The 15,164-nt window shown below is 55.5% G+C and carries 15 protein-coding genes and 3 pseudogenes; 10 read left to right on the top strand and 8 right to left on the bottom strand.

Translation table 11 applies throughout. The annotated features are described in order from the left end of the window. Nucleotides 1-401: 401 nt before the first annotated feature. The 6 genes and pseudogenes from N5D30_RS25335 to N5D30_RS25360 form a co-directional block, all read right to left on the bottom strand. Nucleotides 402-590 (bottom strand): annotated as a pseudogene (locus N5D30_RS25335) (IS5/IS1182 family transposase); the annotation flags it as partial. Nucleotides 591-874: 284 nt separating this feature from the next. Continuing rightward, the gene (locus N5D30_RS25340) at nucleotides 875-3,391 is read right to left on the bottom strand and encodes a S8 family peptidase (protein ID WP_279911210.1); all 2,517 of its coding nucleotides are present in this window, start codon (nucleotides 3,389-3,391) and stop codon (nucleotides 875-877) included. Nucleotides 3,392-3,433: 42 nt separating this feature from the next. Then, nucleotides 3,434-4,459 carry an ATP-binding protein gene (locus N5D30_RS25345; protein WP_279911212.1) on the bottom strand — a complete coding sequence of 342 codons (1,026 nt, stop codon included), beginning with the start codon at nucleotides 4,457-4,459 and terminating at the stop codon, nucleotides 3,434-3,436. A 920-nt stretch (nucleotides 4,460-5,379) separates the two neighbouring features. Further along, nucleotides 5,380-5,700, bottom strand: coding sequence for a hypothetical protein (locus tag N5D30_RS25350; protein ID WP_279911214.1), 321 nt, complete (start codon nucleotides 5,698-5,700; stop codon nucleotides 5,380-5,382). Nucleotides 5,701-5,891: 191 nt separating this feature from the next. Then, nucleotides 5,892-6,242: pseudogene (locus tag N5D30_RS25355) on the bottom strand (transposase); the annotation flags it as partial. Nucleotides 6,243-6,303: 61 nt separating this feature from the next. After that, a pseudogene (locus N5D30_RS25360) lies at nucleotides 6,304-6,732 on the bottom strand (AAA family ATPase); the annotation flags it as partial. Nucleotides 6,733-6,871: 139 nt separating this feature from the next. Between N5D30_RS25360 and N5D30_RS25365 the strand changes: the two are divergent. The 6 genes from N5D30_RS25365 (at nucleotide 6,872) to N5D30_RS25390 (ending at nucleotide 11,355) form a co-directional block, all read left to right on the top strand. Then, complete coding sequence (locus N5D30_RS25365; protein ID WP_279911215.1) at nucleotides 6,872-7,144, top strand: hypothetical protein; 273 nt, start codon at nucleotides 6,872-6,874, stop codon at nucleotides 7,142-7,144. A 125-nt stretch (nucleotides 7,145-7,269) separates the two neighbouring features. Then, nucleotides 7,270-8,238, top strand: a complete 969-nt coding sequence (locus N5D30_RS25370) for a DUF932 domain-containing protein (protein WP_279911216.1) — start codon at nucleotides 7,270-7,272, stop codon at nucleotides 8,236-8,238. Nucleotides 8,239-8,324: 86 nt separating this feature from the next. Beyond that, complete coding sequence (locus tag N5D30_RS25375; RefSeq protein ID WP_279911217.1) at nucleotides 8,325-9,329, top strand: lambda-exonuclease family protein; 1,005 nt, start codon at nucleotides 8,325-8,327, stop codon at nucleotides 9,327-9,329. Nucleotides 9,330-9,459: 130 nt separating this feature from the next. Beyond that, nucleotides 9,460-10,428: a hydrolase or metal-binding protein gene (locus tag N5D30_RS25380; RefSeq protein WP_279911218.1), complete on the top strand. Its 969-nt coding sequence runs from the start codon at nucleotides 9,460-9,462 to the stop codon at nucleotides 10,426-10,428. Next, nucleotides 10,400-10,897, top strand: coding sequence for a DNA repair protein RadC (gene radC, locus N5D30_RS25385; RefSeq protein ID WP_279911219.1), 498 nt, complete (start codon nucleotides 10,400-10,402; stop codon nucleotides 10,895-10,897). The genes N5D30_RS25380 and radC overlap by 29 nt, the downstream gene beginning before the upstream one ends. A gap of 143 nt (nucleotides 10,898-11,040) precedes the next feature. Continuing rightward, the gene (locus N5D30_RS25390) at nucleotides 11,041-11,355 is read left to right on the top strand and encodes a hypothetical protein (protein ID WP_279911220.1); all 315 of its coding nucleotides are present in this window, start codon (nucleotides 11,041-11,043) and stop codon (nucleotides 11,353-11,355) included. 5 nt (nucleotides 11,356-11,360) lie between these two features. Here the strand turns inward: N5D30_RS25390 and N5D30_RS25395 are convergent, their stop codons facing one another. Then, nucleotides 11,361-11,705, bottom strand: coding sequence for a helix-turn-helix transcriptional regulator (locus N5D30_RS25395; RefSeq protein ID WP_279911221.1), 345 nt, complete (start codon nucleotides 11,703-11,705; stop codon nucleotides 11,361-11,363). Between the two features lie 139 nt (nucleotides 11,706-11,844). Between N5D30_RS25395 and N5D30_RS25400 the strand changes: the two genes are divergently transcribed. The 4 genes from N5D30_RS25400 to N5D30_RS25415 all read left to right on the top strand — a co-directional run bounded on the left by N5D30_RS25400 (nucleotide 11,845) and on the right by N5D30_RS25415 (nucleotide 14,186). Continuing rightward, a complete protein-coding gene (locus N5D30_RS25400) occupies nucleotides 11,845-12,207 on the top strand; it encodes a hypothetical protein (RefSeq protein WP_279911222.1) in 363 nt (120 codons plus the stop codon). Between the two features lie 10 nt (nucleotides 12,208-12,217). Beyond that, nucleotides 12,218-12,481: a hypothetical protein gene (locus N5D30_RS25405; RefSeq protein ID WP_279911223.1), complete on the top strand. Its 264-nt coding sequence runs from the start codon at nucleotides 12,218-12,220 to the stop codon at nucleotides 12,479-12,481. Nucleotides 12,482-12,597: 116 nt separating this feature from the next. After that, complete coding sequence (locus tag N5D30_RS25410) at nucleotides 12,598-13,638, top strand: hypothetical protein (RefSeq protein ID WP_279911224.1); 1,041 nt, start codon at nucleotides 12,598-12,600, stop codon at nucleotides 13,636-13,638. Nucleotides 13,639-13,676: 38 nt separating this feature from the next. Further along, complete coding sequence (locus tag N5D30_RS25415; protein ID WP_279911225.1) at nucleotides 13,677-14,186, top strand: hypothetical protein; 510 nt, start codon at nucleotides 13,677-13,679, stop codon at nucleotides 14,184-14,186. Between the two features lie 143 nt (nucleotides 14,187-14,329). Here the strand turns inward: N5D30_RS25415 and N5D30_RS25420 are convergent, their stop codons facing one another. Continuing rightward, the gene (locus N5D30_RS25420; RefSeq protein ID WP_279911226.1) at nucleotides 14,330-14,689 is read right to left on the bottom strand and encodes a histone-like nucleoid-structuring protein, MvaT/MvaU family; all 360 of its coding nucleotides are present in this window, start codon (nucleotides 14,687-14,689) and stop codon (nucleotides 14,330-14,332) included. Nucleotides 14,690-15,164 lie beyond the last annotated feature (475 nt).

The raw sequence follows: 15,164 nt of genomic DNA on the forward strand, positions 1-15,164 counted from the left end.
GTCCAGGCCCTTCTGCTCGCTCTTCATGACCAGCGTCATGTCGAACAGCCGGGAGACTTCCTCGTGGCCGTTCAGGGTCGAAAAGCGCAGCGCATCGTCACCGAATACCGTGGTGACATTGAGGACTCGATTCATCTGCCCGCCTCCCTGCAAGCTACAACTGGCCGTCGCGTCCCGCTAGAGCCATATCCAAGTGCGCGGATTTCACCCGAACCGGACGACCTCAACAATTCGCCCATGCCGTAAACGACGAACAGGTCTCAATTTGTTCCACAGTGGCAGAGGATCAATCCCCAGTAGAGACCAAGGCCTTGCCGCTGAATCAGCGTTTACGACCTATCCAGCCCTTATAGGCTGGCAGGTCGTCTAATCGTTTTTGCCCTGTGCTCTGGAGTCCGCTTCCGGCCTATCAGGGCCGGATCAATCGAGGGGCGGCCGGTGTGGCTGTAATGCGGAGCCAAGTGCTGATGCAGTTCGCTCAGGTCGAGGAACTGATCAATACTACGCAACAGGTGGTTGGTCGGGACGTGATCGTCCAGATTGAACGAGTAGAACAGAGGGGCCTGAGCGGCCTGCTGACATCCCATCATCGTGGAGAACTCCACTGTGCTGATGAAGGTTCAGTGAACCAGCTTCAGCCAGCTCACTCATCCGAGTTTTTCAACGGAATAGGCCAGAAGCAGCCGCTCAATCCCAGCGTTTTCTACTCGCTTCGACCGCGCCCACGTACTACTGTCACATCATCGAAACTGGCAACGAATCCTACATAAGAACTTAACGCAGCAGTGCTAGGCAAACTGCCCGTTATTTGAAGGCGAGCAGTTGAGACGTGCGGTTAAATGCACTGTAGATTTGGGATGCATAGTGGTGGAGGCTAGCTCGTCCCGATGGTTACCTCAGTGTCTACCGGCGTTGCGATAATGTTCGCAATTTCTGTGTATAGATCCACGTCCTCTCCATCAGAAGATATGGATATAATCAAGCTATAACGGGTTTTAGTGTTGCACTTTCCTAGATGGGGTCGATATCGCCACCAGCCGGAAACCGGATAAATAGCAATTTTATCCCTTGAGGCTAAGTCAATCGCTGGACCGATCCAGACGTCACTGTGCACTGAGCCTGCGGATATGCTTTTGGGGCCGAATACCCACCTGTTATCCGGCTCTGGTTGTGGAGGTTTTTCTGCCATCGACTCAAGCTTGTTGATTCGATGCCGGAATGCTGCTTCAGTCTCGGATTTTTTCTTGAGGTCAAACCGAAGCCCAAAGGATTGATACCTAGCTGGGATCACTTGGGCCATTTCTCCTGGGCTAGGCTCGATGAAGTATGAAAGAGTGATCTTCAGTTGAACGGTCCGATTTTCGAGGCGCTCCAGCTCTGCTTTCGGCCATGGCAGATTGTAGTAATGCACCTCTTTAAAGTACGGACCTCCAACCTCACGATTCTTTTCGTTTAAATCTCTCGCAAATGGTTGGATGATAGTTTCAGCAATTAGGGCCAAGTCGTTTTCTGCAGATGCCAAGGCGCGTGATAGCTGCGGAACGCCATAACCAATGTGGCGGGCGAGAGCGATTCGCTGCCCCTTGCTCTTACATTTCTTGAATCGTTCCATCATGACGGGCGTCCACTGCGCGCTATGAACAATCAATGCGCGCACCGTTTCTGGCCACATCTGTGGATGCGCAGCCATGATTGTCGCAGCCAATCCCGCTGCTTGAGCGGTAGCAGAGCTGGTGGCCCAGAACTCCTCAATAGGCCGCTGAGTGACATCTTTTCCGGTTGTTAAGAGTGATAATGCAGGAACACCGGAAATGATCTCTGTCCCGTCAGGACTGATCGCCTTATTACCCGCCTCGAATACCACTTCTGGCTTGATTGGGGTTCTGGAGTGCTCCCAGTCGATTGATGCTCGGCTATAGGGGCTATGGTCGCCGGCCTGCGCAACTGCGGACCACCCCTCATAGCCTGGTTGATCGTGAAGGTCGACTTTGTCAGTGAATCCACCGACCGCCAACGCGTTCCATGATTGGGCGGGGTCTTCAATCGGGAAGTCATAGGGGGCAGCCAAATCTTCAGGGCTGTTGGAGTCTGGGATGTTACCCGCTGAAATTATGAAGAGTCGACGCGGACCATATTCCCCGTTCTCCCCGAAGTCCCCTACCATCGACCCACTGCAGACTTGATCAATGGCGGAGCTCCATGTAGTAGGTCGCTCGCCTGAAACGTCTTGATTCGAGACCGCCATGCAGAAAACGCGATTTCGCAGGGGCTCCTTCGCTTCTGCCAGGCTCACTGCTGACTGGGTAATGAACCCGTAGCTCGAAGGGTCATTTCTCTCCCAGCCAGCGGGCGGTAGAAATTTTACCGATTCCAGTTTTGCCGTTAGCTCAATAAAGCTTTCATCTGTCAGCGCGTAGGTAAGGTCGCCATACAGCGCTGCACCAGCCATATTGGTTCCATGGCCGTGGTGGTCGTGCACCCCCCACTCTGACCTGACTGCTTGGCAATCGTCAGCTGCAAGCGCGGGCTGAATAAGGGGGTGAGCTTGGTTCACGCCATGATCCAGGACGCAAATCGCGGGGCTTTCGCTCTCAGGTGGAATCAGCCTAACTGCGAGATTGGCTGTCCATTCTGACTTTTCCCGGGGTGTTTGCCGGGTAAAGAAATAGGGGTTGTCGGTGGCTTTCCTGAGCTCTTCTAGTCCGTCCGCATTCGCTGCAAGAATTGATATTTCAAGGGCGTTCGCATAAATGATTAATACTTCTGTGTCCGGAAATATTAGCGAGTTCTCGCTGACACGAAGTTTTAGATTTTTAGCGACACGCCGGACGTGATCCACCTTCCATGCTGCACACCAGCATTCCCACCAAAGTGTGGAAGATAAGGAGCTCGGGAACGGTCTGGAGTCTGTCCATAAGGTCTCGATGTCCCCGATGGAAAAGTTTTCAACGGATGAAAATTTAGTCTCATTTTTTGGCTTTCCAGACCTAGTCTCTTCTTCTGCATATTCCTGCAGTTTCAGCTCCAGAAAGTCCATAGCATCGTGAGGAACGTATAGCGCTCCGAGCGTTGATCCGTCCTCTAGGACGCGGAGGGCTGAAAGCCGGATATTTTGTTTCTTCCAGTTTAGATCTGGAACGGGCGATCCAGCCTCAAGCTCAACCTCCAAGTACAACGCTCGGGGGGAGTCGCTGATATTTTCTGCAAAGAAGGCGTTCTGCCCGCTTCGTGCCGCAGTAAACGCAAGGGATAGCTTTTCTCGGAGGCGGCTACCATGGCCTTGCTCTCGTGTTTTACCCGCGTTGCTCAGGTCCTTATCTCGGCGCTGGTAAGGGCTATCCACCCTGAACTGCTCAACTCTGAAATGCGGAAGCTCGTAAGACGACGCCATATTGGATATTTCCCTAATCCAAAGCTATGCGTACTGAACAACCTAGCCGGGGCTTAGTCCTGACATGGTTTCTTTCAGGGTGTGGCGCTCTTTTAGCGCCTTAACTATCGCTTCAGTTGTCGCGTGCTTATCACCGTGGAGGATAACGTCTTTGATAATCTCAGAGGCCGCCCTAGTGATTTCTGCCTGGCTGAGGCCTTTGGCAGCAGCTATGAGTTTCGCCCACGACGCCCTCTTCGGCAAATAGATATGCATTCGCATCTCAAGCACTTCCTTAATGCCGCTCGGATCAGGCAGAGAGTACTCGATGATGTCGTCAAACCGCCTGAAGAGGGCGCGATCAAGAAGCTCGGGATGGTTCGTTGTGGCCAGCACGAGGCTGTCTGTACTGTTTGCTTCCTCAAGGAACTGAAGGAACGAATTAAGCACACGACGCATCTCGCCGACATCGTTATCGGCATTCCGTCGCCCGCCAATGGCATCAAATTCGTCAAACAAGTAAACCGCGCGGACAGAGGCAATCTGATCGAATATCAACCGTAGCTTGGATGCCGTCTCGCCCATGAAGCGTGTGATCAGTGCGTCTAGACGTATGGTGAAAAGCGGCAGCTGTAACTCACCGGCCAAGATCGATGCAGTGAGGGTTTTCCCGGAGCCTGGCGGACCTACAAGCAAGAGTTTGGAGCTTGGCGCCAAACCATGGCTACGTAGCTTGTCTCGCTGACGCTGTTGATGAATGAGGCGGGTAAGGCGGTCCCGCTTGAGGTCATCAAGAATCAGGTCTTGCAGCTGAGACTTTGGATAGCTGACAGATAGCAGGGACTCCAATTCGCCTCGTGGCTTGGAGATCGGAATCGCAACCTGCTGGTTCGGCCGAGAGGGATGCCCTTTGGCTGGGGACTCGCGCTTTCGAGCGGTCTCAACCAGTGCTTTGAGCTCATCAGCAACATCAAGTCGGCCACGGCGTGCTTCTGCAGCGGCAACTTGCAAAGCGATGGAGAGAAACTGCTCCTCATCTCCCTGGTTGTGGCTGCTCAGCAGAGCAATGATTTGTTGGGCCGTAGCCATCGCCTTCCCTGTCCTTCAATGGGCTGCCGGGTTAGCAGCCAAGTTTAGTCGATCGGCTATTGGGGGCCTAGCCACGGCCATCCGAACGCCCTAAAAACGCCCGGGCCGGGACGATTCAACCAGTGGGTGGCTCCCTGCATCGATGCTCAGCTAGTCAGACGATATTGCAGCGGTGGCATTTTCAGAAAACGCTGTATGTAAACACAGCATGCTTTGTAAAGGCTGCCATGACGATCGCCATGCCTACACCTCTAGCCGAAAGTACCCTGACCTTGCCTCTCTACCATACTCCTGCGCAGGCGGGGATGGCGCTGTAGATCCCTGAACGGGGGGGCATGTTCCGCCTTGGCTGACAACGACCTACCTAGCCTCACCGAGTATTACGGTAGACGGAGCGGACTACCTATAAAGGGTCGACTTCTGCCGGACACTACAGGCATAGATCGCCCCATAGCAGCCGTTAGTCTCACACACCTCCAGAGGCCGGATAGGACGCCTAGGCAAGGATTCTCAAGGCGTCTTGATCGCGCGGGTCTGCTTTCATGAGGCTTGCAAAAACTTTATGGGGCGCGAGAGGTCTCTGCGTGGGGTAGTTGGTTTCAATACAATTCTGTCGACGACACTAGGGTGTAAGACGCGTCGGATCTCGCGACAGAACTCGTCACGGTTATCTGCGGTTTTGAACCTGATTGCGATCGACCAGTTTCGAAAGCGAACGTCTGTTAACCCTTTTAAAGCAGAGAACCCATGCTCATTCATTACCCCCGACCGGATCAAGCTGGCAACATGCTTAAAAGCCTTCCCCCAGGTCTTAATGCTTCTGAGATCTACAGTGACGCTATAGCTATGTTTGGTCATTGAAAATGCTCCGCGATGATGGACTCAACCTACGTTTTAATGCCCCCGAGCTGCCGCAGATCTCAATCTTCCCACTCCCATTCTTTTTCGAGCCTAGTCAAAAGACGTACTGGTACGTTTCGCCAGGCAACCATCTTCTTGGTCTCCATGACGGTATATATCCCATGCTGTTTAAGCCTGGTGATCATCAATCCATCCTCGGCACAAGCAGCCTTTATGCCCTCAAAGGTGTTGTCCTGAAGCCGTCCTGAACGACCTGATAATGCTCGCATCAGACCTTCTTCGATCTTGAAGCGACCGCGAGCTTTGCCAGCAAAAGCGGCCTCATGGAGGTAGCGGATTTTAGCTGCGATTTCATCTGCGGACGGGTAAGTGGTAGCCATTTCCTCAAACCATGGAGAATCTATAGATAATCTACAGATAACAAAAAATTACTTCAAGCCCTTGAAAACGCTCTCCTAGCATGAACAGTCCATCCTTGGGCTGATAGCGCTAAGGTTGTAGGGGGAATCATCAAAGACACGCCTTACGAGCATTCAGTTCGGCGGCAACCTGCCGTATCTACGTGAAAGCCTGGGCAGCGGTACTCGTTGTGGGCCGCGTCGTAGATGAAATCATCGCGACCAAAGCGACCCGCTGCGGCGGCGGTCGAGGTCTTGGCCTTGGGTACGAAGGCGATGATGCCAGCCTCGTGGCAGGCGAGGATTTCCTCGCTCTTGAAGTAGCCCCGATCGGCGACCACCGACAGTGACTCCACGCCCATCGCGTCCCGCGCTTGCTTGGCCATGGCACTTAATTGATCACGGTCCACACCGTCGTTGGTGACTTCGTGCGTCACGATCAGATGATGCTTGGTGTCGACCGCGGCGTGAACGTTGTAACCAACCAGACCGGTGCCGCGCGTCATCATCGAGCGTGCGTCGGGATACCGCATATCCCAAGGCCGGATAGCTCTGTAGCAACCGCTCGTATTCCGCTAGCGCAGCATCCAGGCCATGACGACGCTCTGCATCCTGCACATAGATTTCCGACCACGGTGGCGTCAGAAACACAATCGAGTGATAGCGATAGGAGGACTGGCCTAGAGTCGCCAGCAAGGACTCGCCTGTCTGCACTTGCAGTGCGGCCGCAGCGTCGACCAGACCACGATCAAAGAACACCCATTGAGAGCCGTTCCGCGGAGCGTTGGCATGGTCATCCTGTGCCTGTTTGATGACACGGCGCAAAAATCCCACCATGTCGACCCAAGGCAAGGCCTGACCACCATTTCGCAGCTCCTCCTGAACGATGCGCCGCCCAGGCTCTTCGATCACGTCATACCCACATCGCTGAAGCTCCGCGAGAAGTGTCGATTTACCTCCTCCTGAACAGCCGGAAATGATGACGAACTGGCTCGTGGATGTTGGTCGGGTCATTGGCTGCTCCCAATCGATCTGAGTCTAAAAAATTTCAATCACACATTACTGCCCTGACATCAGCCCCCTTGGAGCCCCATCCATGTCATCGCAGTGCCCTCGCTGTCGTTCTTCCCAGATTGAATCCACCCATTCCGCCATGACCATCGGTGCCACCATCGGTGCTGTCGGTGGTGCCGCTCGTGGCGCCAGTACAGCCCTCACCGGCAGTCAGGCCGGCGCCGTGATCGGTGCCGTGGCAGGCCCGGTCGGGATTACCCTCGGCGCAATATCCGGCGCGGTCCTCGGCAGTCTCGTAGGTGGTGCCAGCGGTTGTGTCCTGGGCGCCCAACTCGGCGAGCAGCTGGATCGCCACGTCCTCGCCCACAACCTCTGCCTGGCCTGCGGTCACCGCTTCAATCTGGCGGTCTGATCAGATTTTATCTCTCTCCGCTGTCCGGGCTCCCGCCCTTCCCTCTCGTTTCACTCACTCATCCATTTTGCCGGTGCTGCGCCTTGCGCAGCGCTTATGCCGGCTCGTACCCAAAGGAAATCCTCATGGCACATCTCATCGAGCAAATGGCCTACGTTGGCGCCGCCCCCTGGCATGGCTTGGGCAGCCGCCTGTCCCCGAAACAACCCATCGAAACCTGGCAGCATGAAGCCGGCATGGACTGGCAGATCCTGGAAAGCCCTGTCCACTTCAAGTCGGATTCGGTGGGTCACCTGGGCAGCATCCATTCCTTCCCCGAGCAGAAGGTACTCTTCCGCTCCGATACCAAGGCTCCCTTGTCGGTGGTCTCCAGCCGCTACCACACGGTCCAGCCTCGCGAGGTGCTGGAGTTCTACCGGGATCTCACCGAGGTCTCTGGCTACGAGCTGGAAACGGCCGGTGTACTTAAGGGCGGTCGCAAGTTCTGGGCTTTGGCCCGGACCGGTCAGGGCGCCGCGATCAAGGGCAATGATCAGGTCAACGGCTACCTGCTGCTGGCCACGTCCTGCGACGGCACCCTGGCAACCACCGCCACCCCAACCACCGTGCGCGTGGTCTGCAACAACACCCTGACCATTGCCCTCGATGGCACCAGTCGCGCGATCAAGGTGCCGCACAACACCCGCTTCGATCCAAAGGCCGTCAAAAAGCAACTCGGTATCGCTGTCTCGCAATGGGACGACTTCATGTACCGCATGCGCATGTTGGCCGAGCGTAAGGTGCAGTGGCATGAAGCCCTGGGCTTCTTCATGAACGTGCTCTGCGACACCAACCCGGCCGGCAATCTGCCCGAGGTCCTGCCCAATGAGCGCGCCCTGCGCAAGGTCCAGGAGCTGTATGACGGCCGTGGTCGTGGCTCGGACCTGGAATCGGCACGGGGTACAGCCTGGGGCCTGCTCAATGCCGTGACCGAGTACGTCGACCACGAACGGCGTGCGCGCAGCAACGAGTACCGCATGGACTCGGCCTGGTTCGGCCAGGGCGCACAGATCAAGCAGCGGGCGCTCGATGCAGCACTGCAGATGGTCGCCTGATACCGGATTTACCTACTTCCTCCCTCTTATGACGCCCGGTCAGCCTCGTGCTGACTGGGCGTTGTGCTGTCTGCAAGGAACAGAACATGGCAACCCCCTCGATCGATACACCTCAACCGAAAACCCACCCTGCCCTGCGCCTGGTCGCCACCAAGGCCATGCCGCGAGAAGCGTGGCTCGATGTCCGCAAGCGCGGTATCGGCAGCTCTGATGCCGCCGCAGCTGTGGGCCTCAATCCGTACAAATCGCAACTGGAGCTGTGGCTGGAAAAGACCGGCCGCGATGCGGGCCTGCCCAAGCCGGATCCACAGGATGAAAGCACCGCCACCTACTGGGGCACGGTGCTAGAACCCATCGTCGCGGCGCACTACCGCAAGCGCACGGACCGGCGGGTACGCCGAGTCAACGCGGTGCTGCAGCATCCGGATCCTGACCTGCCCTGGATGCTGGCCAACATCGACCGCGAAGTGATCGGCGCCAGCGATGTGCAGATCCTCGAGTGCAAGACCGCCGGCATAAACGGCGCACGCCTCTGGAGAGAAGGCGTGCCGGAGTACGTGCAGTTGCAGGTGATGCACCAGTTGGCGGTGACCGGCAAACAGGCGGCGGATGTGGCCGTGCTGATCGGAGGCCAGGCACTGGAGATTCACCGCATCGAGCGCGACGAGCTGATGATCGCCCGGCTGATCGAGCTGGAGCGGCGCTTCTGGCAGCACGTGGTGACCGATACCCCTCCGCCGGCCGATGGCTCGGACTCGGCCGATCAGGCGCTGCGTTGTCTCTATCCGCAGGACTCCGGCAAGGCCGTGGACTTCAGCCACAACCCGGTGCTCACCCTGGCCTATGTCGAGCTCAAGGCGCTGCGCAACAGCATCGCCCAACAGCAAGAGCGCGAAGCCCTGCTCAAGCAAACCCTGCAACAGGCCATGGGCGATGCCACCCGAGCCAGGTTCGGCAGCGGCCAGATCACCTGGAAGAAGGCCAGGGACAGCGTGGGCTTTGACCTGGAACGGCTACTCCAGGACAAGCCCTACCTGCAGGCCAAGTATCCGCTCACCAAACCAGGTAGTCGGCGGTTCCTGATTACCTGAGCGGGCTGCTTCGCGCGTTCGTTGCTCTTCGCCTTCGCTGCTTCGCCCTACTCCCCTTCAAAACTCCACTTCCCCCTTGGCCATCCAGGCGTTGCTGCCTGGGTGGCCTTTTTCATTCAGGAGAACCACCATGCTGAAAGGCCTGGCGATCACCCCGCCCGTGCTCGGGCGGATTTCCATCGGCAAGGTTGTCGAGAAAAATGGCAAGCGCCTGCCGGAGAAAGATGACCAGTTCACCATCACCTCCCAGGTCCAGGGCAGGGATGGCTGGTTGCTGCATCCGCTCGATGACGAGCTGCGCCAGGGTCTGCAAGACCCGCAAAACAAGCTGCGCAGCATTCCCATTAGGTTGTTGTTCAACGAGCCGGAGCTCAACTTCCGCGCCGAGTACACCCTGTTCGATCGGCTGACCGGACGCCCCATCTGCGTGGGCAACGGCGAGACCTGCAAGCGGCGCACCGCGGATGGAATCGCGTCACTGCCCTGCCCTTCGCCCGATGGCTGTCCGCTTGCCCAGGGCGGTGCCTGCAAGCCTTACGGCCGGCTCAATGTGGTCATCGGCGATGAGGATCCGCTCGGCAGCTTCGTGTTTCGTACCACAGGCTTCAACAGCATCCGCACCCTGGCCGCGCGCCTGCAGTACCTGAAGGCGCTTTCCGGCAACCGACTGGCGTGTCTGCCGCTGGAGCTGCGGCTACGGGGCAAGTCGACCCGCCAGAGCCATGGCACACCGATCTTCTACGCCGACATCACCCTCCGCAGCGGGACGAGCCTAGAGGAGGCACTGCTGGCCGCCAGGCAACTGGACGAGGCACGTCAATCCGCAGGGTTCGATCAAGGCTCGCTGGATGAAGCCGCACGTTACGGATTCGCCAACGGCGCCTTCGAGGACAGCGAGGAAGAAGGTCGAGCCATCGTTGAGGAATTCTTTCCGGCTGAAGGCGGTGGCGAGTCCTCACCGAGCAAGCCAACCCGGACGCCTGCAAAGCCCACCCTGGCCGAGAAGCTGGAAGCTCAATCCCAGCGGCAGGACCTTTCGCAAAACCCACTACCGGCCCCTGGAGCCAGCCATGAAACTGCACAAGCTGAAGGCCGGTGAGACCACCGGCACCTACCTGGTCGAATCCCCTGTCACCGAAGCCGACATCCTGCTGATGGCAAAGCAGCTGGCGAGCCTGCGACTGCGCCGAGGACGAGCATTCACTTCCCCGAGTGAGGTCTTTGTGCATCTGCAGACGTTGCTGGAGGCCTATGAGCACGAGGTATTCGCCTTGCTGCTGCTCGACAGCAAGCACCGGATCATCGCCTTTCATGAGCTATTTCGCGGCTCACTGGATGCGGCGAGCGTGTATCCCCGGGAGGTCGTCAAAGTATCCCTGGAGCACAACGCCGCTGCTGTGATCCTGGTGCACAACCACCCTTCCGGCGATCCGGAACCCAGCCACGCGGACCTAGCGCTAACCCACAAGCTGAAGGCGGCACTGGAGCTCGTTGGGATCAGGACGCTCGACCACGTCGTGGTGGCGCATGAGGGCTGTGTGTCGCTGGCCGAGCTCGGTCAGTTGTAAGCCAGACCAATCAACCTCACCCCCCTTCGGGAAGTGCAGTTCTGCGCCTCCCCTTTTTCTCACCCCTCACGTCGATCCACGCCGAGCACGCGCCTACGGCGGTGCTGTGCCGTGGGAACCGAAAAACCAAAGGAGACACCACCATGGTCACCCGGTGCTTGATCTGCAATTCCTCGGCGGTGATGTCCAAGGATGCCGCCAAAGCCATCGCTCTACTGATCGGAACGCTGGACGGCTTTCTGCAAGGACTGCAGCAGTCGAAGGCGCAGACGGACATGGGCAGTCCGCTGGAACTGGCCTTTGGCAGGATGCTGGATGGTCTTTCCCATGCCTCGGCACATTGGGAAAGGAGCAGCGACTTTGCCCGCGATGTGCAGCGCCATCAGTTCATGCACTACGACTGCCTGTGTCTGCGCTGCGGCGCCATGTTCGATGCTCAGGCTGCGTCTGAATCCTGAACCGGTCAGCGGCTCAGGCGATCAGCCAGGCGCTCCAGCATTTCCACCAACAGTTGGCGGTCGGCATCTTCCAGTGTCGTCAGGAGCTGGCTGATCCGGCTGGCCTGGTCATCCGGGCGGATGCTGGCCTCGCTCAGGAGATCGGCTGCGTTGCAGTTGAAGATCGAGGCGAATTCGAACAGCCGGGCAATGTTCGGCATGACGATGCCTCGCTCGATGCGGGAGACCGCCTCGTTGCCGACGCCGAGGCGGGCCGCCACCTCTTCCTGGGTCAGCTTCCTGCGCATGCGCTGCCGGGCGATGGCACGCCCTACCGACTCCGACAACGCCTTCTGATTTGCAACGGACATGATGCCTCCCACCGATCCACTCGAATGGTTGGGCATCGACCTGTTGACATGAAGAACATCACAAGATGAATATCAACCCTAAAGGTTGAAATCAGAAAGAATCTCCACTTCCCAAGTAGTCCAGAAAGGAATCATCCGAATGGAAGAGCACAACGACATCTCGAACAACACACCCTCCGTCTTGGCGATCACGCCTGCAGTCATTGGTTGGGGAGTCGCCTCCGTGGTGCTCTCGATCCTCATGATCACTTTCAATCACTCAGCCATGGTGCTCGGCGCCGGCTTCTTCATGAAGTTTCTGGCGTTCATCGCGGGCGCGGTGATGGGTCTGGTGGGCGCGCTGATAGGCGATGCCATCCGCCGGTTCGCTCAACCCGATGCGGTCTACACCACCGGTGGTGCGCTGCACCTGATCTGGCTGAAGCTCTTCTGGTTACTGGGACCACAAGTGATCGGCCTGATCTTGGGCATTGCCTTGGGTAGCAGCTTGGTTCTGCGATAAGGGGAAGACGATGAAGTCGAAACTCGCTGTCCTGGTTATTTCTCTACCGCTCACGATCACAGCTTGCTCCGATGAAAACTCCAAAGTACGCGGTGAATTTCTGGCCGGCTGCGTACAAGGAGGCGCATCGAAAGCTATCTGCTCATGTGTTTTTGAAAAGCTAGAGAAGGTTTATACCTCCGAAGAATTGCGAAACTTGAAGAAGACCTATCCGCCTTCGGAGGAATTCATGAAAAACACGCTCAAGTCTGCCTTCGAGTGTAATGCAGAGTAAATCACTTAATAGATTGAGCCTCCAAAAGCTTCAGTCAATCACTAAAGGCAGGCAGCCATCTTACTCAGAGTGGCTCCGATTGCCACTTCCTCTCCAAATCCACAAGTGAACCCGACATGAAAAATCGAAGCGCCTCGACAGCCATTCTATTTTCTATCCTTTTAGTCTCCGGATGCACCGACCCGGTGGACATCGTAAAAACATCACGCATGAACTTCAATACTCAATATACAGTTGATGAGGCCTTTAGCAATCGAAAAATATGCATGCATGTCACTTGGGAAACGATAACGGACTCAAGGCAGCGAGAACTGGTCCAATACAAATGTGAGCTCATAGGTACAAAGGAGTTTTATGAGGCAACCAAGGAGAGACAGAAAGAACTAAGAATAGGCAGATCTGAATCCGACTTCGAATATGCCGACCGCAAGCTTGAATTTGCCAAATACCAAGTGATCGAGGCGGAGAAGAACATAACAAGAGATCAACAATTTTCAAACTTTAAGTCTGAAAGCACGCCTCAAATGTGGCTCCGAACAACTAAAGAAACATTAGAAAAAGGCTCAATCAAAGAGATATCAAGACTGGGGGAAATGGTCGAAGACAAGAGCATACTAGAAATGGCCAAAGAACTAGACGATCTAGACTGGGTAGAAGTTTTCAATGACGTCGACCTTGAAACCAAGAAAGAGTATGAAAAAAAGAAGCAGGCGCTCAGACAGGCCGCAACTCGAGAAATAGAAAGGATTGACAGCGCTCTTCAGCAAGAAAAGCTAAGAGAGCTACAAGAGGAAAAAGATCAAATTGCAGAGCAAAGAGCCTCCGCAGAACGGCAGCTTGAGCAGCGAAAGATCGAATACGAAGCTGCTAAAATTGCTCACACCGAGGAAGTGGCAAAGCTTAAAGAAGAGCTTGCAGCAAATTTGAAAGCTATTGATGAGCACCCGTTGCTGCAGATTGAATCTGCGAGAGAGGTATATCAATGGATAATCAATGGTGAAGAGATTGAGCTTGTCTGGGGTGGAATAGAAAAGCTTCATAAAGACGGAAAAATTACGCGATCCCTTTACTTAAACTTTGAGAACCGCCCGGAAACATATCTGGACAGAGTCTACCAAGATCGCATAGAGACATACCCTCAAATATCTTCTATTTAAGACACCACAGCAAACACTATTACTCATAGAGGCTCATCATGGGAAGAACTCTATTATTTGCCATATTCTCCCTTTCGCTTATAGGCTGCGACAATCAAGGGGTAGAAAAAGACAAAAGTCAAAATGATGTTCATGCTGCGCCACCAATCGCCTATGAGCCTCTGCTGATTTCAGAAAACAAAGTCGGGCCATTTTCCATCATCTTCCAAGACACAATGACGCTGCTTGGCTATCAGGCTCGCAGTGGAACAATTAACCTCATGGAGTCTGTCGCGACGTATCCAGATGCCATTGGCTATATTGCAATAGAGAAAGCCTATTCATTTGGAGCCAACAAATACGTACTTATAGTTTCCACAGGTGAAAACGGCCTCAGCTGCCCTGCCACCACCTACGTCTTGAGTTTTGACGCAAAGCAAGAGCACGTCGATGGTCACTCCGAAATTGAGGGCTGCTCGGAGATCGTCGAGAGCCTCTCGGAAGGAAACAAATTAACCATCAAGAAAGATGGAAAAGCCACATTAGTTTATAACGGCACAATCAAATAAGAACTCTATACGGAAGGGGCTCGGGTGCTTTACGAGCTTCTTTCTTTTTTTGCGTCCATACGCCCGCTCTCATAGCTAAAGATCACTCTGAAAGAAAAAAGCCAGGCATCAGCCTGGCTTTTTTACAGAAATCAATCGCTGGGTCACTGGAGCCAGCTATCGACTGTCTCGGCGCCGTGCTCTTCTTTCCACGCTTTGAGCACCCTGTGGTTGCCCCCTTTGGTCTCAACCACCTCACCGGTGTTGGGGTTCTTGTAGACTTTGACTTGGCGCTGACGACGAGCGCCACCTCGCCCAACGGCCGTGGCACCTCGGCTCGCCTCTGGATCCAGCAAAGCGATAACGCTACGAAGGTTCACGTCGTACTCGTCCATCAGCTTGCGCAGCTTCTCTTCGAATTCGATTTCGCTCTTCAGCTCGTCATCATTCTTCAGGGCATCAAGCTGCTTGAGCTGCTCTGCGAGCCTGGCTTCGAGCGCTTTGTATTCGGCCAATTTAGACATCTGAGCATCCTTCTAATTCAGACATGGCAAGGCATTGTGTAATTATCAAGCAACTAGTTGCATTGAGGTAGTGTACAAGCTTTGCAGATAACCTTTCAAAATTATCTGCCTAGGAACCAAGCCATTGATACTACCGCCGTCGATTCTGACTCAGTCGTTTGGTAGCCCCAGTACGTTCCGGATTGTCTGTGCTTCAGCACTCGTAGCCTCAAATTGAAAGCTGGGGCACAAGGCGCCTGCAGTACAGTCAACGAATTTGGCTCTGGTCGTTGCGCTTGGCCCACGAAGCGGAGGAGCCTGGGAGCCCGACTCACGTTGTCCGATCAAGTACGGCACAGCCTTTCATCTCTTCAGGCTCAGCGAACGTAGAGTTATCCCAAGTTACCCTGAATCACCTGGGGCGGTTGTCCAACCAGAACCTCGTCCCCCCTCACCTCAAAGCGCGCGTAGTCGATCAGGACTCTGGCCGGTCGCC

Source organism: Pseudomonas sp. GD03875, assembly GCF_029840585.1.
Lineage (GTDB): Bacteria > Pseudomonadota > Gammaproteobacteria > Pseudomonadales > Pseudomonadaceae > Aquipseudomonas > Aquipseudomonas paralcaligenes.